At 40.9% G+C, this 19,205-nt stretch carries 19 protein-coding genes; 10 read left to right on the plus strand and 9 right to left on the minus strand.

Annotated features, from left to right (window positions below; translation table 11 throughout):
• Window positions 1-623: IS4 family transposase (locus tag GQR53_RS04200; protein WP_152995629.1), on the plus strand; the 623-nt coding region annotated here is incomplete at its 5' end.
• A gap of 37 nt (window positions 624-660) precedes the next feature.
• Here GQR53_RS04200 and GQR53_RS04205 read toward each other — a convergent pair.
• The 7 genes from GQR53_RS04205 to pspF all read right to left on the minus strand — a co-directional run bounded on the left by GQR53_RS04205 (window position 661) and on the right by pspF (window position 7,590).
• Window positions 661-1,146 (minus strand): VOC family protein, encoded by a 486-nt coding sequence (locus GQR53_RS04205; RefSeq protein WP_165742971.1) that lies wholly within the window; start codon window positions 1,144-1,146, stop codon window positions 661-663.
• Window positions 1,147-1,234: 88 nt separating this feature from the next.
• Window positions 1,235-1,996: an ATP-binding cassette domain-containing protein gene (locus GQR53_RS04210; protein ID WP_165742972.1), complete on the minus strand. Its 762-nt coding sequence runs from the start codon at window positions 1,994-1,996 to the stop codon at window positions 1,235-1,237.
• The gene (locus tag GQR53_RS04215; protein ID WP_165742973.1) at window positions 1,996-2,988 is read right to left on the minus strand and encodes an oligopeptide/dipeptide ABC transporter ATP-binding protein; all 993 of its coding nucleotides are present in this window, start codon (window positions 2,986-2,988) and stop codon (window positions 1,996-1,998) included. Before GQR53_RS04215 ends, GQR53_RS04210 begins: the two co-directional genes overlap by 1 nt.
• Window positions 2,989-3,882, minus strand: coding sequence for an ABC transporter permease subunit (locus GQR53_RS04220; protein WP_165742974.1), 894 nt, complete (start codon window positions 3,880-3,882; stop codon window positions 2,989-2,991). It abuts the gene before it with no gap.
• Window positions 3,869-4,903, minus strand: coding sequence for an ABC transporter permease (locus tag GQR53_RS04225; RefSeq protein WP_165742975.1), 1,035 nt, complete (start codon window positions 4,901-4,903; stop codon window positions 3,869-3,871). Before GQR53_RS04225 ends, GQR53_RS04220 begins: the two co-directional genes overlap by 14 nt.
• Window positions 4,903-6,510 carry an ABC transporter substrate-binding protein gene (locus GQR53_RS04230; RefSeq protein ID WP_024596506.1) on the minus strand — a complete coding sequence of 536 codons (1,608 nt, stop codon included), beginning with the start codon at window positions 6,508-6,510 and terminating at the stop codon, window positions 4,903-4,905. The genes GQR53_RS04225 and GQR53_RS04230 overlap by 1 nt, the downstream gene beginning before the upstream one ends.
• A gap of 15 nt (window positions 6,511-6,525) precedes the next feature.
• Window positions 6,526-7,590 carry a phage shock protein operon transcriptional activator gene (gene pspF / locus GQR53_RS04235; RefSeq protein WP_138488751.1) on the minus strand — a complete coding sequence of 355 codons (1,065 nt, stop codon included), beginning with the start codon at window positions 7,588-7,590 and terminating at the stop codon, window positions 6,526-6,528.
• Between the two features lie 186 nt (window positions 7,591-7,776).
• On the opposite strand from pspF, the gene pspA reads away from it, so the two are divergent.
• The 9 genes from pspA to GQR53_RS04280 all read left to right on the plus strand — a co-directional run bounded on the left by pspA (window position 7,777) and on the right by GQR53_RS04280 (window position 15,611).
• Complete coding sequence (gene pspA, locus GQR53_RS04240) at window positions 7,777-8,436, plus strand: phage shock protein PspA (protein WP_007376832.1); 660 nt, start codon at window positions 7,777-7,779, stop codon at window positions 8,434-8,436.
• 72 nt (window positions 8,437-8,508) lie between these two features.
• Window positions 8,509-8,742: an envelope stress response membrane protein PspB gene (gene pspB / locus GQR53_RS04245; protein WP_024596504.1), complete on the plus strand. Its 234-nt coding sequence runs from the start codon at window positions 8,509-8,511 to the stop codon at window positions 8,740-8,742.
• Complete coding sequence (gene pspC / locus GQR53_RS04250; protein ID WP_165742976.1) at window positions 8,739-9,140, plus strand: envelope stress response membrane protein PspC; 402 nt, start codon at window positions 8,739-8,741, stop codon at window positions 9,138-9,140. Before pspB ends, pspC begins: the two co-directional genes overlap by 4 nt.
• Window positions 9,141-9,203: 63 nt before the next feature.
• A complete protein-coding gene (locus GQR53_RS04255) occupies window positions 9,204-10,622 on the plus strand; it encodes a YcjX family protein (RefSeq protein ID WP_165742977.1) in 1,419 nt (472 codons plus the stop codon).
• Complete coding sequence (locus GQR53_RS04260) at window positions 10,619-11,641, plus strand: TIGR01620 family protein (RefSeq protein ID WP_165742978.1); 1,023 nt, start codon at window positions 10,619-10,621, stop codon at window positions 11,639-11,641. Before GQR53_RS04255 ends, GQR53_RS04260 begins: the two co-directional genes overlap by 4 nt.
• 150 nt (window positions 11,642-11,791) lie before the next feature.
• Window positions 11,792-12,973, plus strand: coding sequence for a methionine gamma-lyase (megL, locus tag GQR53_RS04265; protein WP_165742979.1), 1,182 nt, complete (start codon window positions 11,792-11,794; stop codon window positions 12,971-12,973).
• A gap of 237 nt (window positions 12,974-13,210) precedes the next feature.
• Window positions 13,211-14,008, plus strand: coding sequence for a phenylalanine 4-monooxygenase (gene phhA / locus GQR53_RS04270; protein ID WP_010553750.1), 798 nt, complete (start codon window positions 13,211-13,213; stop codon window positions 14,006-14,008).
• 37 nt (window positions 14,009-14,045) lie between these two features.
• Window positions 14,046-14,390 carry a 4a-hydroxytetrahydrobiopterin dehydratase gene (locus GQR53_RS04275; protein ID WP_165742980.1) on the plus strand — a complete coding sequence of 115 codons (345 nt, stop codon included), beginning with the start codon at window positions 14,046-14,048 and terminating at the stop codon, window positions 14,388-14,390.
• 228 nt (window positions 14,391-14,618) lie between these two features.
• Window positions 14,619-15,611 carry a DUF2971 domain-containing protein gene (locus tag GQR53_RS04280; protein ID WP_165742981.1) on the plus strand — a complete coding sequence of 331 codons (993 nt, stop codon included), beginning with the start codon at window positions 14,619-14,621 and terminating at the stop codon, window positions 15,609-15,611.
• A 109-nt stretch (window positions 15,612-15,720) separates the two neighbouring features.
• Here the strand turns inward: GQR53_RS04280 and dapD are convergent, their stop codons facing one another.
• A complete protein-coding gene (gene dapD / locus GQR53_RS04285; protein WP_149591838.1) occupies window positions 15,721-16,548 on the minus strand; it encodes a 2,3,4,5-tetrahydropyridine-2,6-dicarboxylate N-succinyltransferase in 828 nt (275 codons plus the stop codon).
• A gap of 9 nt (window positions 16,549-16,557) precedes the next feature.
• A complete protein-coding gene (gene glnD, locus GQR53_RS04290) occupies window positions 16,558-19,176 on the minus strand; it encodes a [protein-PII] uridylyltransferase (RefSeq protein ID WP_165742982.1) in 2,619 nt (872 codons plus the stop codon).
• Window positions 19,177-19,205: the final 29 nt, after the last annotated feature.

Raw genomic sequence — 19,205 nt, forward strand, 5'->3', positions numbered from 1 at the left:
GAAAAGCCCGAAGCGCAACACTGGATATCACCTATGCGCCAGTGACACTGAAAGTGCCTTACAATAAAAAAGGACACTCTCTCCCAGTTTACTATGTCGGCTGTGCAGAGCGAGGAAACGCTGAGAACGATTTAAGCTGGCACTTATTAACTAGTGAACCAGTCACCAGCAAAGAAGACGCCTTAGCCATCATCACCTACTATGAGCACCGTTGGCTTGTTGAGGAATACCATAAAGTCTGGAAAAGTGATGGCACGAATATCGAAAGTTTACGCCTTCAAAGCCAAGATAACATGGAAAGGTTGGTGACGATTAATGGGTTTATTGCGACGCGAATATTGCAACTAAAGTTCACCAATGAGCAGCCTGATTCTCCAAGTTGTGAACAACTGCTACCTCCTAAAGCATGGAAGTTATTGTGGTTAAAGAGAATAAAAACACCATTGCCTGAAACTGCTCCAAATATGTCATGGGCGTATCGAGAACTGGCAAAGTTAGGGGGTTGGAAAGATACCAAGCGCACAGGGCGTGCATCTGTGAAAGTGTTATGGCAAGGATGGCTTAAATTACAAGCCATCCTTGAAGGCTACGATTTAGCAAAATCTCTTGAGTCAGACTTGTGATCAAGAGACAGCTTTTAAAGCGCCTTTTTATTGTCTTTTAATTACCTCTGGCAATAAACTCAATCCGATTGCCGCTAGGCTCTCTTATCATCATATGTTGGGTTGGGCTGCTACCTAAGTTTTCGGGTGCAAACTCTATAATAATATTATTTTGCATTTTTAAGTGTTCATGTAGCTCGCTTAACTTTTTGATACTTTCAACACTGAGTGCTAAATGGTGTAAGCCCACATTTTCTGCTCGATTAAACTCCACACGTTTTGCATCGTTTTTCACGCGCCATAATGTAATGGTTATTTTATTGTTTGATAAAAAATAAGCAGGATAGGCTGGGTCATTTCCTAGCGTTTTAAAGCCAAGTACATCAGTAAAAAATGCTTCGGATGCATCTAAGTTTGATACGGTTAAACCTAAATGATCAACGCCACCAACCCAGTTTTTAATCTTTTTTGGTGTATCAGCAATAGCTGAGGCTGATAGAAAGAGTAGGGGGGAAAGGCTAAGTAGTAACTTTTGTTTAAGCATGAGATCTCTTATTAATTAAATACAATTAACAAGAAGACCTAGTTAAATACGGTTACCTTACAAAAAAGTTAGGTATTTATAATCTGTTTTAGCAGCTTAATAAACGCTGCGTTACTTTTGATTGAGGGTTTTGAAAAACATCTTCAGTAGGGCCGTATTCAACTACTTCGCCTTTATCGAGTACAACCACATAATCACTGATGTGGCGCACTAGACTTAAATGATGGGTGATCATCACATACGTAAGGCCTGTGTCGCGCTGCAGCTTAAGTAATAAATTCACTATTTGAGCGCGTATAGAAGGGTCTAAAGACGAAACGGCTTCATCAAGCACAATCACCTTAGGATCTAAAATTAATGCACGAGAAAATGCAACACGCTGTAGTTGCCCCACACTAAACATATGCGGGTAGTAGTGTTTATGATCGATTAACAAACCCACCTTTGAAAGCGTTGCATCAATCTTTTCAGTGCGTTCACTAGCATCAAGCTCAGTATTATATTGCAGGCAATCATCAAGCATTTCGCCAATGGTTAACCCTGGGTTGAGCGATGCCGCTGAATCTTGAAAAATCATACGAATATGGCGACATTGATTATCACGTACGCCATTATCTTCGATAATATTATTCTCGAGTAAAATTTGCCCGCTATCGGCACTATCAGCTCCTGAAAGTAGTTTTGCCAACGTACTTTTACCTGCGCCTGTTTCGCCAATTATGGCAATGCTTTCACCTCTACCTACGCAAAATGAAATGTTTTTAAGAACTTCAAACTTTTTACGTGAAAAAAGCCCAGCTCGCACATTAAAGGTTTTACTAAGCGCTTGTACTTTTAACAGTGGCTGCATTACTTCATGTCCTTAATTAACGGAAAGTGACACGCATAACTATGCCCATGATGCTTAGTCAGGGCTGGTGTAACCACACAGGCTTTTTGCGCTTGTGGACAACGCGGCCCAAGGCGACAGCCAATAGGCAAATGTTGCAGAGTAGGGATAGTCCCTTTAAGCGCATAAAAAGGTTCTTTATGTGCTAAGCCTTGTTCGTAGTCTGGCAGGCTTTTTAGTAATGCTTGCGTGTATGGATGGCGAGGCTGTTTAAATATTTCATGGGTTGGGCCTGCTTCAACCATTTGCCCGCAATATAAAACATGAATGCCATGCGACCAATGTGCAATCTCTTCCAGTTCATGAGAGATCATCAAAATAGACATGTTTTTAAGTTGGTTTAAGCTTTTTAGTAATCTAAATACTTGTGCGCGAGTTGTGCTCTCAAGCGCTGTAGTTGGCTCATCAGCGATTAATAACTTAGGCGTGCGGGCAATGGCCATTGCAATCATTACTTTTTGACATACGCCTTCTGAGAGCTCATGAGGGTAACTACTTAGTACTGCTTCGTGGTTTTTAATACCCACCTTATGAATAAGCGCTTTTACTCTGTCTTTTCTCTCGCGGTTGCGCTTTAAAAAGAAACCTTTAGTTGCGATCTCTGGCAATGTTTCGGCAATTTGGTCAAATATTTTAGCGGTTGGGTCAAGGCAGCGACTTGGATCTTGATAGATCATCGCTATATCTTGGCTTACTATTTTACGGCGTTTCTCTGGGCTTAAACGCATTAGGTCTACGCCGCGCCAATGAATACGGTCTGCAGTAATGTCCCAGCGTTCGTTTAATACTCCAATAATCGCTTTTGCTATTAGGCTTTTACCAGAGCCAGACTCGCCTACTAGCGCATGTACTTCGCCTTCTTTTAAGCTAAAACTCACTCTGTCTACGGCTCTAATTACAGTTTCAGAGGTGCGTAGTTCAATTGTTAAGTTACGAACATCGAGTAATTGCATTTAATCAGCCTTACGTGCTTTTAGCACTTGTCGTAGGCCATCGCCTACTAAATTAGTAGATAACACGGCTAAAAATAACAGTACACCAGGTAGCGCTACAGTCCATGGCGCTAAATAAATAAGGCCTAAGTTTTCGGCTAATATTGCGCCCCATTCGGTCGTCGGTGGTTGAGCCCCTAATTTTAAAAATCCCAGTGCTGAAATATCTAATATCGCAGTAGAAAGCGCCATCGTGAATACAACCACAATATGCTCATAAATATTAGGGAAAATACCGCGCGATATTATATGCCAATTAGATGCGCCATCGAGTCTAAACGCAGTAATGTAATCTTTACTTAATTCATCAACAATTAGGTTGCGCACCGAGTGAATAAATTGCGGTAGTAACGCTAAAATAATTGCCCATACGGTATTCATTAAACCAGGGCCGAGTATGGCGATTATTATTATGGCCAATAACAAAGAAGGAATAGAAAGTGTTATATCAAGTAAATGATTTAAAAAGCTTGAACGCAACCCTTTACTGATCCCTGCAAAAGTCCCCACTAATACACCAAACAGGGTCGTGATTAGGGCTGCTACAACAGAAAGTCCAAACGTATATGTTGCACCATTCATTAAGCGCGAGAGTACATCACGGCCTAAATCATCGGTGCCTAAAATAAAGCGTACATCGCCCATTTCTCGCCATGAGGGCGGTATGAGTAGTGCATCACTATGCTGTTGGTTTACGCCATAGGGCGCTAAAAAAGGAGCTGTGGCGGCCAATAATGCAAACGCCATAAATATCCATAAACCAACCAAAGCTGGGTGATTGTTTTTAAATTTGCGCCAAAATCGCGCAAGTGGCGATTTATTCGACTCTTCAGAAAATAAATTAAACTTTGCCATGGGCCTGATTCCGCGAGAGTGGATCGAATAAAGTGTAAGTAAGCTCAGTTATGATAGTGGCTAAAATAACAAATAAAGATACCGCCATTAACCCACCTTGAATTGCAGGAAAGTCGCGCTGATAAATACTATCGATTAACCAACGGCCAATACCCGGCCACGAAAAAATAACTTCAGTAATCATCGCAAGCGTTATCAAGGTGCTAAATTGCAAACCAATTTGCTTAATTACTGGTAGTAGTGCATTACGCAGTGCATGGTGCATGATAAGTTGACGGCGGTTTAGGCCTTTTGCCCTAGCTGTTTTAATAAAGTTTTGATCCATTACTTTAAGCATAGACTCGCGTGTAAAGCGCACTAATACCGTGGTTGGATACATGGCCAGTACAATAGTAGGAAGTGTTAAATGGCGCAGTGCATCAACAAAGGCCATCCCTTTATATGGAAATCCAGCGAGAGCAATATCAATTAATATAAACCCTGTACTGGCGGGTATTTCGTAAAGGAGGCCCATTCTGCCCGACATAGGAAACCAGCCAAGCTTTAATGAAAAAACCATTATCAACAACAATGCGAGCCAAAACACAGGCATCGAATAACCTACCATAGTGACAGAGTTTATAAGTTTATCGGGCCAGCGTTTATGATAGCCAGAGCCTAAAATACCAGTAGGTACACCAATAACAACCGATACAATTAGTGCATATACGCTTAGCTCTAAAGTAGCCGGTAGTAAGTCAATAATATGGCTAAATACGCTATTACCAGAGGCAAACGAAAGCCCCCAATCGCCTTGAAATATTCTCCCTAAAAAGGCAATGTATTGCATAAAGTAATTGCTGTTGTATAAATATTTATCTTCAAGCTCACTATGCTGTGCAAAGTTACCACTTGGTATGCCACTTAAGTTACTTAGCGGATCACCGGGGAATAAATACGCCAGTGAAAACGTAAATACGCTGAGCATTAGTATCATAAAAAAGAACAAACCAAGGCGACGTAAAATATAATCTACGATCATTATTTCTTCCTCGCATTAGCAAGCGAAATAGCACCAAACGGGCCAAGTGTTATGCCTTCCACATCAGCGCTACTTGCTTGAAAGCGCAGGCCATGAGCAATAGGTAATAACGGCAACTCTTTAATAATTAAGCTTTGTGCGTCTTCGTAGTATTTTTTACGTTTGTTTAAATCAGTGGTGTCTAGTGCTTTAGTAAGCAATAAATCAAATTGGGGATTACACCAGTTTGCAGGGTTTTTGCCACTAAAAGTAGCGGTGCAACTCAGCAGCGGGCTAAAAAAGTTATCAGGGTCGGGTGTATCTGCGGCCCAACCAAGTAATACACTGTCGTGCCTATGCTCGCCAATACGTTGAATAAACGTATTCCACTCATATTCTACAATACTGACGTTAACGCCTACTTTGCGTAAATCACTTTGCATAAGCTCAGCCATTTTACGTGCGTTGGGATTATAAATACGACTCACAGGCATAGCCCATATCGTCATATCAAAGCCATTAGGCAACCCTGCTTCAATAAGTAACTTTTTAGCAAGTTCTGGATCAAACGTAGGTATATCTTCTTGTGGCTCAAATGCCCAAGAGGTTGGCGGCAAAATAGATTGTGCGCGAGTACCGTTACCGTAATAAACCGCCTGCATTATTTTATCTACATCTATTGCGTGCGCAAGCGCTTGGCGTACGCGTAAGTCGTCAAACGGGGCACGCTCTGTATTAAATGCCCAATAACCTATGTTTAAGTTTGTTTCTTTTTCGACGTTTATATCATCACGTTGCGCTAAAATGCTCAATTGTGCACTACTTGGATGAGCCGTTACATCGCACTCTTTAGTCAGCATTTTTGCTATGCGCGTAGTGCCATTAGGGGTTATATCGTAAACCAATTGCTCAAGTGCAACGTCATGCTTCCAATAAAGTGGGTTACGGTAAAAGCGCACAAGATGATCTCGGCGGTATTCTTTATAAATATACGGGCCGGTGCCAATAGGGTACTGATCAAATAAGTTTTTTTGATTATTTTTCTTAAGTTTCATGGCGTATTCTTCTGAAAGCACCACGGCAAAGTCGGTAGCCATATTAGCTAAAAAACTACTTTCAGGATTAAACAATTCAAAACGGACTTGGTAGTCAGACACGCGCACAATTTTGCGAATAAGTTGATCAATTCCTACACTTTGAAAATAAGGGTAATCGGCATCGCCCACAAAGTGATATGGATTATATACATCGAATAATCGGCTAAAGGTGAATATAACGTCGTCGGCGTTAAAGTCCCGCGATGGGGTAAAATAAGAAGTTGTATGAAACTTTACATCTTTACGTAGGGTAAAGGTAACCGATTTACCATCTTTGCTAATTTTCCAATCGGTCGCCAGCTCACTTTGAAACTCTGCCGTAACAGGGTCAATGCTAATTAAGCGGTCGTATAATTGGTTAGCAATTATATCAATAGTTGAACCGGTGGTCGTGACTTGCGGATTAAACGACACAGGGTTAGCTTCAGCGCAATAAACTAAGCCTTGGTTTTTTTCTTCTATGATTTCTTCTTTGCTATCAAGGCAACCAACTAAAGTGGTGGTAAGCAAAACAAGTAATAATTTATGCACCCGCATAACCTCTGACTATTGTTGATCCAACAAGTTGTATTTTTTAAGATAACCACGTAATTGATGATACGTTAAACCAAGTACTTCTGCAGTTTTCTTTTGATTAAATTGGCTATGTTCGAGTGCCTTATTAATCATGTTTATTTCAAAGTCGTTTGAACGCTCTTTTAAGCTGCACGGAAATTGAATATCAACGGCTGAATCATTGCTTGTTTGAGTAATCGGCGGCGCAACAACAATAGGCTCTGCATTAACCGTTTGAGCCGCTACAGGTGCTTTAATACGCGCTTTTGGTCTAAATGGGCTATCGAATGGGTCTAAAATAATCTGGTGAACGGGAATATGTTCACTACCGTGGCGATACAAACTGCGTTCAACCACATTTTTAAGTTCACGAATATTACCAGGCCAATCATAACTAAGCAGTGTTTCTGTTGCGCTTCGGGTAAAACCGCTAAACAGTTCCCACTCTAAATCGCGCGCCATGTTCATCGCAAACTGCTCAGCAAGAAGCATAATATCGTCTTGGCGTTCGCGCAGTGGTGGTAGGGTAATTACATCAAAGGCAAGGCGATCGAGTAAATCACTTCTAAATTCACCTTGCTCGGCCAAATAAGGAAGATCTTCGTTTGTCGCACACACTAAGCGGGTATCTACTTTTACAGTTTGTTTGCCGCCAACACGTTCAAACTCACCGTATTCTATAACGCGCAGCAGTTTTTCTTGTACCATAGCTGAGGTATTAGCTAATTCATCTAAAAACAGTGTGCCGCTGTTAGCGCGTTCAAAACGACCTTCGTGACGTTTACTTGCCCCCGTAAAAGCACCGCTTTCGTGGCCAAATAATTCACTTTCGAGTAGGTTTTCGTTAAGCGCTGCACAGTTGAGTTTTACGTAGTTTTGATCCCAGCGTTTTGATAAAAAGTGTAAGCGTGCTGCTATTAGCTCTTTACCTGTGCCGCGTTCACCAATAATAAGTACCGGTTTATCTAAATTAGCCAGTTGCGATACCTGATCTAATACAGACAGAAAGCTATCTGATTGGCCGAGTAAATTATCCTGTTGGCGATATTGGCTCATATTTCCTAACTCTTGGTCATTTTTACTAACAGTTAGTGTATTTCATAATTAAGGATAACTAAAGAAATTTGTATATTTAGTTTAACGTAATGAAAATAAAGTGTATTTTAACTTTTAAAAAGTTGGCAAGCATATTGATACTAGTTATAGCAGACTAACTAAGTTTTAATTACAGAGGTAAATGTTATGGGAATTTTTTCACGTTTTGCAGATATTGTTAATTCTAATATCAACGCCATTTTAGATAAAGCAGAAGACCCAGAAAAAATGGTTCGTCTGATTATTCAAGAGATGGAAGATACGCTTGTTGAAGTACGTTCTACATCAGCTAAAACATTGGCTGAGAAAAAAGAAATTGTACGCCGCTTAGATACACTTAAAGCGCAGGTAAGTGATTGGCAAGATAAAGCCGAACTGGCTTTAAGTAAAGACCGCGACGATTTAGCGCGTTCAGCATTACTTGAAAAGCAAAAGTCGGCAGATGCAGTTGCTTCAGTAGCGAGTGAGCTTGAACATGTAGAGTCTCATATTGAGAAATTACAGCAAGAAGTAACGACGTTACAAGAAAAGCTAGCAGATGCTAAATCTCGTCAAAAAGCGATTATACTTCGCCAGCGTTCGGCTGAGTCGCGCCTTGAAGTGAAAAAGACACTTGATAGCTCAAAAGTAGAAGAAGCACTTAACCGCTTTGAACGTTACGAAACCAAAATTGATGGACTAGAATCTCAAATTGAGTCGTACGATTTAGGTAAAAAGACGTTAGCGGATGAAATTGCTAATCTACAAAAAAATGAAAAGATAGATGATGAGCTAGCCGAACTTAAAAAGAAGTTAGCTGATAAATAATTACATATAAAAATATATGGGGCCCATGTGCCCCAGCTTAAAAACATCAAAACGGATTGTCAGGAGAGGATTATGTTTGATCCAGAGATATTAGTTGCACCATTTATCTTGTTTATGATTTTTGTTGCTCCGCTGTGGCTAATTTTGCACTACCGTAGCAAAAAACAAGTAAGCCAAGGTTTAAGTGAGCACGAACATCGCCAATTACTTGAGCTTGCACACAAAGCTGAAAAAATGGCTGATCGATTAGAAACACTTGAAGCATTGCTTGATCAAGAGTCACCACAATGGAGACGCAAAGTATGAGTGCCAAACGCGAATTATTAAGAGACCCACAACGCGGTAAAATAGCCGGAGTATGTGCGGGATTAAGTGACTACTTTAATATGGAGTTATGGTTAGTTCGCATTATATTTGTTAGTGCGGTACTGCTAACGGGTGGCCCATTATTTGTGGTAGCGTATATTGCAGCTTGGTTCATTTTAGATAAAAAAGAGCCCGCAACAGCGCAAACTAAAAACTCAACTAAAACTGACGATCCGCTAGAAGTAAAATTTAAAGTATGGCAAAAGGGCGAGCCACCGCGCCGCGCATTGCAAGATTTAAAAGAGCGTTTAACGCGTGTAGATACTCGCCTTCAAGATATGGAGCGCCATGTTACTTCAAGCGAGTTTACGGTGAGCCGTGAAATTAACAAACTTTAAAGGATTTAATAGCACCTTATTTGCAGCGTGATAAATTACGGCAAATTAGGTGCAAGACACTTTATGAGCCAATCATTTGCAAAAAAGACCTTTAAAAGCATTAAAGGCAAAGCACAAAAAGCCCTTCATCGCAGTTTAGACCAACACGTAAAGCTTGCCGTAACTGGCCTAAGTGGTAGTGGTAAAACTGCCTTTATTACCGCGCTTGTTAAACACTTAACAACCCAAGCGGACGATAAAAACTTACCTTTTTTTGATGTAATGCGCGAGCACCGCCATGTGGCCACTAAAGTTGTGCCGCAAGAGGCGTTAAAAGTCCCTACGTTTAATTATACCCGCGCGCTAAATTCATTATTACCAAGCGATGGGGTGCCTACATGGCCTGCATCTACCGAGCGTATTAATACGCTACGCTTAGCAATAAAGTATCAAAGTAATGCAGGGCTGCGCGGCCATTTTTCACCGCAATCAACGCTTTATTTAGATATTATTGACTATCCGGGTGAATGGCTCCTTGATTTACCTATGCTTGAGCAAAGCTATGCTCAATGGTGCGAGCAGCAATATCCGTTATTAACTCAGCCTTCGCGCGTAAACACATCAAGTGACTTTTTAGCGGCCGTTGAGCAACTTGACTTAAACGCTCCCGTTGATGAAAACGCACTTGCCCATATTGCTCAGCTTTATCAAAGCATGTTGGTAGGGCTTAAAAAAGACACCAAACTCGCCATGTTACAACCTGGGCGCATGCTAATGCCTGGCGACTTACAAGGCGCGCCATTGTTATTGTTTTTTCCGGTATCGGGTAAAATAAACAGTGACGATGTCGTTGCGGGTTCTAATTTAGCGCATTTAATTAAGCGTTTTAACGCCTATATAAAAGAAGTTGTAAAACCATTTTATAATGAGCATTTTAGACACTTCGATCGCCAAATCGTACTTGTAGATGTACTTAGTGCTTTAAACGAAGGGCACGAAACACTTCAAGAGCAAAGCAGTGTAATAAACCAATTACTCGCACACTTTAACTATGGTGAGTCAGGCTTTTTTAAACGTTTATTTAAGCCCAACATAGACAAAATATTATTTGCAGCTAATAAATCAGATCATATAAGTGCAAAACACCATAAAGATTTAGCACTACTGCTTGATTCGCTCGTGCATGAGCAAAGTAATCATTTAAAGTTTGATGGTGTAAAAATAGAAACCATGGCTATGTCGTCAATTACAGCAACGCAACCGCGCCAAGTTACCGACAAAGGCCAAACGCTTGACTGTATTTATGGTAAACCGCTAAACGAGCCAGATTGGCTTACGTATTTACCGCCGCAACCTCCCTCGCGGATGCTTAATAAAAATGAGTGGCCAGCACAGGGATTTGAGTTTTTATCGTTCTCTCCAATGCCGAGCCCCGATAAACAACTAAAACATATTAGATTAGATCATGTCATGCAGTACCTGCTAGGAGACAAATTAACATGAGTGAGTCAAACCAACCATTTCAAGCAGGGCGTCGTATAGATACGCAAAGCATTGAGAAAAACGAACCTGTTTTAGCACCTGCAAAAATTATTCAGCACGGACAAAGTGATTACGAAGAACTTGAAGATGAAGCACTAGAGCCAGAAATAGATCTGGAACCTGTTTACAAAAAGTCAAAGTGGCAAACACTTAAAGGTGTTTTTGCTATTAGTTTTATAGTGCTGGTGCTTTTAGAGTTTGCATACTCGTTAGTATTTGCTTTCGAGCAGTCAATTATTTTAGGCAGTGTTTATTTAACCGCGGTTGTAAGTGGTGTACTGCTAATAGGGCGCTTATTGTGGCGAGAGTACCGAATGCTGCGCAGTTTAAAGCGTAACCAACTGCACCGAGTTGAAGCCGACAGGCTTTTAAACAGCGAGCAAGTAGGCGGTGCATTACCTTGGCTCGAAAAGCTCAATAAACACCAGGAGCTTGATAACTTTGAAACCTTTAAAAACCAAGTAGCGATGCATCACAGCGACAAAGAAATAATGACGCTGTACGCCAACAGTTTATTAATAACCCAAGACACCAAAGCTAAAAAGCTTATAAATCGTTTTGCGACTGAATCCGCACTGCTAGTTGCCCTGAGCCCACTTGCGCTGGTGGATATGATGGCTGTGCTTTGGCGTGGTACTAAGTTAATTGAACAAATTGGTAAAATTTACGGCATTGGTTTTGGTTACGCAAGCCGCATTAAGCTTTACCGTATGTTGATAAAACAAGTTATGTTTGTAGGCAGTGCTGAGCTTGTATCTGACCTTGCTGCAACTGCACTAAGTGCTGAGCTTTTAGGTAAGCTTTCGGGGCGGGCAGCGCAAGGGGTCAGTGCTGGTATTTTTACAGCGCGTATTGGTTACAAAGCAATGGAGCTTAGTCGCCCATTACCACGGCTTGAAAACAAGCGCAGCTTACTAAAAGGCACTGTGCAAAGCATCGCAGGTAAAATTATGAGCCGTAAAAAGGCTGATTCAACGTAGTAAAGGTAGTGGCAATATTTGTGTACAAACGTGCGCTGCATGGTTTTTACACAAATAGCCATCTGAGCATCCGGCATGCTTGCTGTTTGTAAGCGCATACGTTTTGATTGTTGAATCGCAAAAACATAATAATCAAAAAATGAGCCTACAATGAGCAAGCATCATATAAACACCCAGTGTATTCACGGACCACAAAAAGCAAACGACCCGCACGGCGCACTCACTTCTCCTTTGTATCAAACCTCTACCTTTCATTTTGAAAATGCCGCACAAGGTGCTGCGCGTTTTGCAGGCGACGAACCTGGCTATATTTATACGCGCTTAGGAAACCCTACAACCACAGAGCTTGAACAAAAAGTTGCTCAACTAGAGAGCTGTGAAGCAGCTGCTGCTACCGCAACAGGTATGGGGGCTGTATCTGCCTCAGTACTGAGCTTTTTATCGCAGGGAGATCATCTTGTTGCCTCAAGTGCTTTATATGGTTGTACCTTTGCGTTTTTCTCGCATATGTTGCCGCGCTGGGGAATCGAAGTCACTTTTGTTGATATGACCAACGAGGATGAACTACGCGCTGCCATCAAAGCTAATTCAAAAATGATATTTGTAGAAACGCCAATCAACCCCACTATGGCGGTTATTGATTTGGCACTTATTGGCGCAGTTGCTAAAGAGCACAGTTTAATTAGTGTAGTCGACAACACCTTTTTAACGCCGCTACTGCAATCGCCTAAAAAATACGGCATCGACATTATAATGCACAGTGCGACCAAGTACTTAAACGGCCACGGAGACGTAGTAGCGGGTATTGTATGTGGATCGCTTGAGCACATAACACACATTAAAATGACCGTATTAAAAGATATTGGTGCAACCATAAGCCCACACGATGCATGGCTAATTAATCGAGGCCTAAAAACACTCGCTATTAGAATAGAACGCCATTGTCAAAGCGCACAAACAATAGCGCAATATCTAGAAGCTCACCCACAAGTAAGCACCGTATATTATCCGGGGCTTAAATCGCACCCAGGTTATAAGTTTATTGGTAATCAAATGAAAGCCGCTGGTGGTGTTATTGCGTTTGAAATAAAAGGCACACTACAAGATGGCGCACAATTTATTGATAGTATGAAACTTTGTACACTTGCAGTAAGCCTCGGCGACGCTGAAACACTGATTCAGCATCCTGCATCTATGACTCACTCGCCTTATACGCCAGAGGAGCGAGCTGCCGCTGGAATAAGTGATGGGCTGATCAGACTCTCGGTTGGGCTTGAAGATGTTAACGATATTATTAGTGATTTAGACCAAGCTTTTACTAAAATTGGTTAGGTGTATTTAATTGTATACACTTAAAAATAAGCTACAGGCCTTTATTTAAAGGTCTGTATTTCTAATGTGCCATTAGTGTAATTTTAAATTTACGATATAGTTGATCGCGCTAAATACTGATGTTAGCCTATCTATTAAACTTTTCTTCACTTTTGCATAGTATGGGGTCATTCGATATTCAACAGGTTTGAGTATCACACTGACACCGATTTAGGGCTCACACCCAAGAAGGTACTTATGGCTAAAGCAAGTAAATACACATCCAAAACACCAGACGAAAATGGTGTTATACACTGGAGTGATGAGGAAAATAAAATTTGGTCTGAGCTTGTAGCGCGCCAACTTGCGTGCATTGAAGGCAAAGCCTGCGATGAGTACATGCAAGGGTTAAAAAAGATTAACCTGCCGCACGACCGTATTCCGCAGTTAAGCGAACTAAACGAAGTGTTGCTGGCCACTACCGGTTGGCAAGTTGCGCCAGTACCTGCGCTTATCGACTTTGATGAGTTTTTTAGATTATTGGCAAACAAGCAGTTTCCGGTAGCTACATTTATTCGTAGCCGCGAAGAATTTGACTACCTACAAGAGCCTGATATTTTCCATGAAATATTTGGCCATTGCGCCATGCTAACTAACCCTGACTTTGCCGAGTTTACGCATAAGTACGGGCAATTAGGTTACGCAGCGCAGAAAAAGGACCGTGTATACCTTGCGCGTATATACTGGTTCACAGTCGAATTTGGTTTAATGCAAACCGAAGATGGCCTGCGTATTTACGGCGGCGGCATTTTATCAAGCCCAGGAGAGACTCAGTATGTATACTCAAATACGCCAGAAATTAGCCCAATGAACGTGCTTGATGTACTGCGTACGCCGTACCGTATTGATATTATGCAACCACAGTACTACACCATAAATTCGATTCATGATCTGTTTGATATATCACAAATGGATATTATGACTTTGGTTGAGCGAGCTAAAGAGCTTGGTTTGCACGACCCAAAATTTCCACCAAAAGAAAAATTAGCCAGTTAAACATTAATGCTAAAAAAGCTAAAAGTAAGGATTTAGAATGTCTTCATTAAGTGCACAAAAATGCGAAGCCTGTCATGTAGATGCGCCAAAAGTATCTGACGAAGAGTTAGCGCAATTAATTACTAAAATCCCAGACTGGGTACCAGAAGTACGCGACAGCATTATGCAGCTTGAGCGTGTTTATAAATTTAAAAACTTCAAACAGGCTATCGCGTTTACTAACAAAGTAGGCGACATGGCAGAAGACGAAGGCCACCACCCAGGTTTATTAACCGAGTGGGGCAAAGTAACCGTTACATGGTGGAGTCATTCAATTAAAGGCCTTCACAAAAACGATTTTATTTGCGCAGCTAAAACAGACGACGTATTTAACGCGCTGTAATTAAAAATTAATTGAGCAAACCCAAAAGCACTTATTTTATAAGTGCTTTTTTGGTTTTGGGAGGTTGTTGCTAACAATGAGCAGCAGCTCGGTATTAATTTTATCGGCGTAGGTTGGGTTGAGTGAAACGAAACCCAACTTTTTACGTCTTAGAATATTCAATTTTATTGTTTTCTCTTAAAGAGTTAGACTCAGAGTGAAGAAAGTTAATCATTTAAGGCTTTTTATATGGAATATGTTTATCACTACACTTCTGCGGATGGTTTAAAGGGAATTTTAGAGAGCAAAAGTTTATGGGCTACTAACGCAGAGTATCTTAATGACTTTAGAGAAATTAAAGAAGGTATTGATAAGATAAAATCGCTTAGAGATAGCTTGTCTGAATTTTCACAAAGAAAGCTTGAAGAAATTTATGCAAAGCATAAAAACTTGCCTTTGGATGTAGTTCAAAAAGCAATGCAAAACGAGGAAGTACATCTTGCGAACCATTTTTTACAATTCCTTTGGGACATCATTGAAAAAACTGAATTAGATGAAATTTATACTACTTCATTTACAACTGAGCGAGATAGTCTAAATCATTGGCTTACTTATGGGACAGAACAAACTTCATACTGTATCAAGTTTAATAAAGAAGAGTTGCACGATGACTTGTACTTTAGGCAACGAAAATTTTTAAGCAGCTATGATGCTGTTGAATATAAGCCGGCTACGAATATTTTAAACTCTGTGCTCGAGAAACATTATCTGCCAGAGCTATTAGGCTATATCTTAAATTCAAATCCAGATGAAAAAGAGCAAGATGAAAAATGTGCAATAGCAGCTATTGAAGCTTTTAATGAAGTTATCTTTAAAGTAGCTAGTATAAAAAATAGAGCATTTGAATACGAAAAAGAATATCGTTTTACATTATTTTATCCTGGAATAGTCTCATTAAATGGTAATGAAAAAGTTGATTATTTTGATTTTATAGACTCGTCACATTTTGAATTCTTGGAACCAGAACATGGCGAGTTTTTTCCTTTACATTATAGAACTTTGAAGTCAGGAGTAATTGCTCCATATAGAGCGATACCTTTTCCTAAAAATTCAATTGAAGAAATTATAGTTGGCCCATCAGAGAACAAAGACTTGGCTGTTAAAGGTCTAAAGTCTCTTTTGAGTTCATTGAATTTTAATGTAGAAGTGTCCAAGACTCAAACTTCATTTAGAAGAGTTTAAAAAGCTCCAAACCAACGGCTTAGAGCTTTTCTATATACAATTAAAGTTTAGCTAAAACACTTAACTTCAACGTATCGTTGGGTTTCGTTTCCCTCAACCCAACCGACTATTAATCATCAATTGAGCGTAGTAGGGCGTTTATGCCAACCTTTTCACGTGTTTGTTGATCTACCTTTTTCACGATAATTGCAGCGTAAAGGCTGTGGGTGCCATCTTTAGATGGTAGTGCGCCTGGTACAACTACTGCGCCTGCTGGTACGCGGCCGTAGTGAATTTCGCCGGTTTCACGGTCGTAAATACGGGTGCTTTGGCTGATATAAACGCCCATTGAAATTACTGCGCCTTCTTCAACAATTACGCCTTCAACAATTTCAGAACGTGCGCCAATAAAACAGTTGTCTTCGATGATAGTTGGGTTAGCTTGTAGAGGCTCTAAAACGCCGCCTATGCCTACGCCACCTGATAAATGTACGTTCTTACCAATTTGTGCACACGAGCCTACAGTTGCCCATGTATCAACCATGGTGCCGTCGTCAACGTATGCGCCAATATTTACGTACGATGGCATAAGTACGACGTTTTTACCTACAAAGCTGCCTTTGCGCGCTACAGCGTTTGGTACTACGCGCATACCACCTTGCTGAAATTGCTCTGGCGTGTAGTCGCTAAATTTAAGCGGTACTTTGTCATAAAACTGGTTTACACCGTCGTTCATTGGTTGGTTGTCGCGAATACGAAACGACAGTAATACTGCTTTTTTAAGCCACTGGTGTACAACCCATTCACCTGATATTTTTTCGGCAACGCGTGCTGCGCCACTATCAAGTAAATCAAGTGCGTCAATAATGGCTTGTTTTACGTCGCTTGATACTGTGCTTGGGCTAATGCTATCGCGGTTGTCCCATGCGTTTTCGATCATCGTTTTTAAATCTGACATGTGTGTCCTCTATTCTGTTTCGGCGTTGAATTTTTTACGTAATGCCTGATGAATTTTTGCTTGCTCTTCATCAGTCAGCGCTTGGTATTCGTTATTAGATACAACAAAGAAATCCTCGGCACGTTCACCTACCGTTGTAATACGGGCAGCGTGAATGTGTAGTAAATGCGCTTGGAAAACTTCGGCTATTTTGGTTAGTAAACCTTGTATATCGACGGCTTGAATTTCTATTAAGCTACGGTCTTTGCGTGCATGTGGGCGCAACACAATTTTAGGTTTAATATTAAAATCTTTAAAGCGTTGAGAGCGGCTCTTTTTAAAGCGAATTTTTTTACGTGGATCGCTAAGTGCTTGCTCAAGCCCGCGTTTAATTGATTGCGCTCGACCACTTGCAATAGGGTCGCCACTTACTTCAAGTATTACAAAACTAAACAGGACGTAACCGTCTTTTGTGGTCAGTACTTGCGCGTGCTGTATTTGTGCTTTTTTAGAGCCAATTACACTCACTAATCTCGCAAATAGCGCACCAGAGTAGGGGCTGTATACAAATACTTGTGTACCACCATGCATTGCTTTGTTAGATACAATTACACTGGGTTGGCTTAAATCGGTGCTACTTAATAAATGCTCACTTTGCCACGATATTTGCTGTTCGCTAAAGGCGGTAAAGTAATTGGCTTTAAAGCGACTCCAAATTAAATCAATTTTATTCTCAGGGTAACCTAAGTTGAGTAGACGTTGTTTAGCTTGGTGCTTTTTATCGCGAATTTGGTCGCGCTGATCCATTGGGTTTTCAAGCCCTAGGCGTAATGCGCGCTGCGTGTGCAAGTACAATTCACGCAGTAGGGTGTTTTTCCAATCGTTCCATAAGTTGTCGTTGGTTGCACGTATGTCGGCAACGGTTAAACAATATAGGTAATCGAGTTGGCGCTCTGTTTTAATACGTGTTGCAAAGTCTTTTATTACGGCAGGGTCGTTAATATCTTTACGCTGCGCGGTAACCGACATAAGTAAATGATTACTTACAAGCCATGCAACTAATTTTGCATCAGAGGATGAAAAACCATGTAATTTAGCAAAGGCTATAGCATCAACAGCGCCAAGTTCTGAGTGATCTCCCCCTCGGCCTTTAGCAATGTCGTGAAATATACCGGCTAAATAAAGTAACTCAGGCTTATCCATGCGAGTGACTATTTCACTACAAATCGGAAACTCGCTAATGCCTGTTTTATCAAAATATTCGTAAATATTTTTGATTAATTTGTGAGTATGCTCATCTACGGTGTAGGCGTGAAATAAATCGAACTGCATTTGCCCAAAGATATTACGCCACTGCGGTAAGTAGGCGGCAAGCATGCCGTGCTTGTGCATAAGCGTAAATGCGCGGCCCATGCCATTAGGGTGTTTAACTAAGCGTAAAAAGGCTTCACGACAGGCTGCATAATCTTGTAAATCCCCCAATAATCGGCGGCGTACTTGGCGAATTGTACGAATAGTGCTTGGGTAAATATGCGTTATTGCAGGGTTGTCTGCTATGTGCTCAAACAATACAAAAAGTTGGTCACGTCTAAAAAATACAGATGGATCTTTTACACGTATTTGATGGCCCACTTGTTCAAAGTTTCTGTCGAGCTCTATCACCGTTTTTTCACTACTTTCGGGCATGATACTTTGCTCAAAGTATGAAAGTAGCATTTGGTTAAGTTCGCGCACGCGGCTCATTATTCTAAATAAGCGCTTCATCATTCGCTCAACAGAGGCTTTACCGTCGCTACCAAAACCTAAAATTTCGGCGGCTTGTGGTTGATGATCAAACAATAAGCGGTTTTCAGCCCGACCTGCGGCTAGATGCAGTGCAAAGCGAATATTCCATAGGTTCTCTAGGCACTCAGAAAGCTCTTGAAACTCTTCATGGCTTAAGTAACCGTGACTTATTAACTCTTGCAGGGTTTCGGTTCTAAAGTGCTTTTTTGCAACCCAAATAATAGTTTGCAAGTCGCGCAAGCCACCGGGGTTTTCTTTAATGTTTGGCTCAAGATTATACGCGGTACCATGGCACTTTTTGTGACGTAAGTTTTGTTCTTGAACTTTGGCAGTAAAAAACTCACCGGAGCGCCATACGGGTGTTTCTAGAATATGCGTTTTGAGTTTTTCAAACTCAATATGATTACCAAAAATAAGGCGGCTTTCAAGTAAGCTGGTGGCAAAAGTAACGTCTTCACGTTTTTGATCAATGGCTTGTTCTATAGTGCGCACGCTGTGACCAATCTCTAAGTTGAGATCCCATAGCATGGTGACAAACTGGCCTATTTTTTCGCATATTTCTTCGCTTGGCGGTTTAGTTACAAGCAATAAAAAGTCGATGTCGGAGTAGGGATGTAGCTCCCCTCGTCCGTATCCGCCTACTGCTATTAATGCTAAATCAGGTTCGCACGCTAAGTCGTAAACATGAAAAAGCTTAATTAGTAGGCGGTCAATAAACTCAGCCCGGGCATTAATTAAATTCCCAACCGGTTGTTTAGAAAATTCGTTATGTAACCATTTATAAAAATAGCTAGAACAATCGCGATAATCACTAAGTTGCTCAGCATCGCTGAGCAACTTTTTTACTTTGTTGGGTAATGCCACGTGGGCTGGCTCCTAATTTCTTATTTATT

Origin of the sequence: Pseudoalteromonas sp. Z9A6 (assembly GCF_011378805.1) — a bacterium.
Taxonomy (GTDB): Bacteria; Pseudomonadota; Gammaproteobacteria; order Enterobacterales; family Alteromonadaceae; genus Pseudoalteromonas; species Pseudoalteromonas distincta.

What these genes read in the sequence shown, in the direction of transcription:
- GQR53_RS04260 (WP_165742978.1), top strand. Translation starts at nt 10,619, where the DNA reads ATGAGTGAGTCAAACCAACCATTTCAAGCAGGGCGTCGTATAGATACG.
- GQR53_RS04255 (WP_165742977.1), top strand. Translation starts at nt 9,204, where the DNA reads ATGAGCCAATCATTTGCAAAAAAGACCTTTAAAAGCATTAAAGGCAAA.
- pspA (WP_007376832.1), top strand. Translation starts at nt 7,777, where the DNA reads ATGGGAATTTTTTCACGTTTTGCAGATATTGTTAATTCTAATATCAAC.
- megL (WP_165742979.1), top strand. Translation starts at nt 11,792, where the DNA reads ATGAGCAAGCATCATATAAACACCCAGTGTATTCACGGACCACAAAAA.
- pspC (WP_165742976.1), top strand. Translation starts at nt 8,739, where the DNA reads ATGAGTGCCAAACGCGAATTATTAAGAGACCCACAACGCGGTAAAATA.
- pspB (WP_024596504.1), top strand. Translation starts at nt 8,509, where the DNA reads ATGTTTGATCCAGAGATATTAGTTGCACCATTTATCTTGTTTATGATT.
- GQR53_RS04205 (WP_165742971.1), bottom strand. Translation starts at nt 1,146, where the DNA reads ATGCTTAAACAAAAGTTACTACTTAGCCTTTCCCCCCTACTCTTTCTA.
- GQR53_RS04210 (WP_165742972.1), bottom strand. Translation starts at nt 1,996, where the DNA reads ATGCAGCCACTGTTAAAAGTACAAGCGCTTAGTAAAACCTTTAATGTG.
- GQR53_RS04215 (WP_165742973.1), bottom strand. Translation starts at nt 2,988, where the DNA reads ATGCAATTACTCGATGTTCGTAACTTAACAATTGAACTACGCACCTCT.
- dapD (WP_149591838.1), bottom strand. Translation starts at nt 16,548, where the DNA reads ATGTCAGATTTAAAAACGATGATCGAAAACGCATGGGACAACCGCGAT.
- GQR53_RS04275 (WP_165742980.1), top strand. Translation starts at nt 14,046, where the DNA reads ATGTCTTCATTAAGTGCACAAAAATGCGAAGCCTGTCATGTAGATGCG.
- GQR53_RS04225 (WP_165742975.1), bottom strand. Translation starts at nt 4,903, where the DNA reads ATGATCGTAGATTATATTTTACGTCGCCTTGGTTTGTTCTTTTTTATG.
- phhA (WP_010553750.1), top strand. Translation starts at nt 13,211, where the DNA reads ATGGCTAAAGCAAGTAAATACACATCCAAAACACCAGACGAAAATGGT.
- GQR53_RS04220 (WP_165742974.1), bottom strand. Translation starts at nt 3,882, where the DNA reads ATGGCAAAGTTTAATTTATTTTCTGAAGAGTCGAATAAATCGCCACTT.
- GQR53_RS04280 (WP_165742981.1), top strand. Translation starts at nt 14,619, where the DNA reads ATGGAATATGTTTATCACTACACTTCTGCGGATGGTTTAAAGGGAATT.
- pspF (WP_138488751.1), bottom strand. Translation starts at nt 7,590, where the DNA reads ATGAGCCAATATCGCCAACAGGATAATTTACTCGGCCAATCAGATAGC.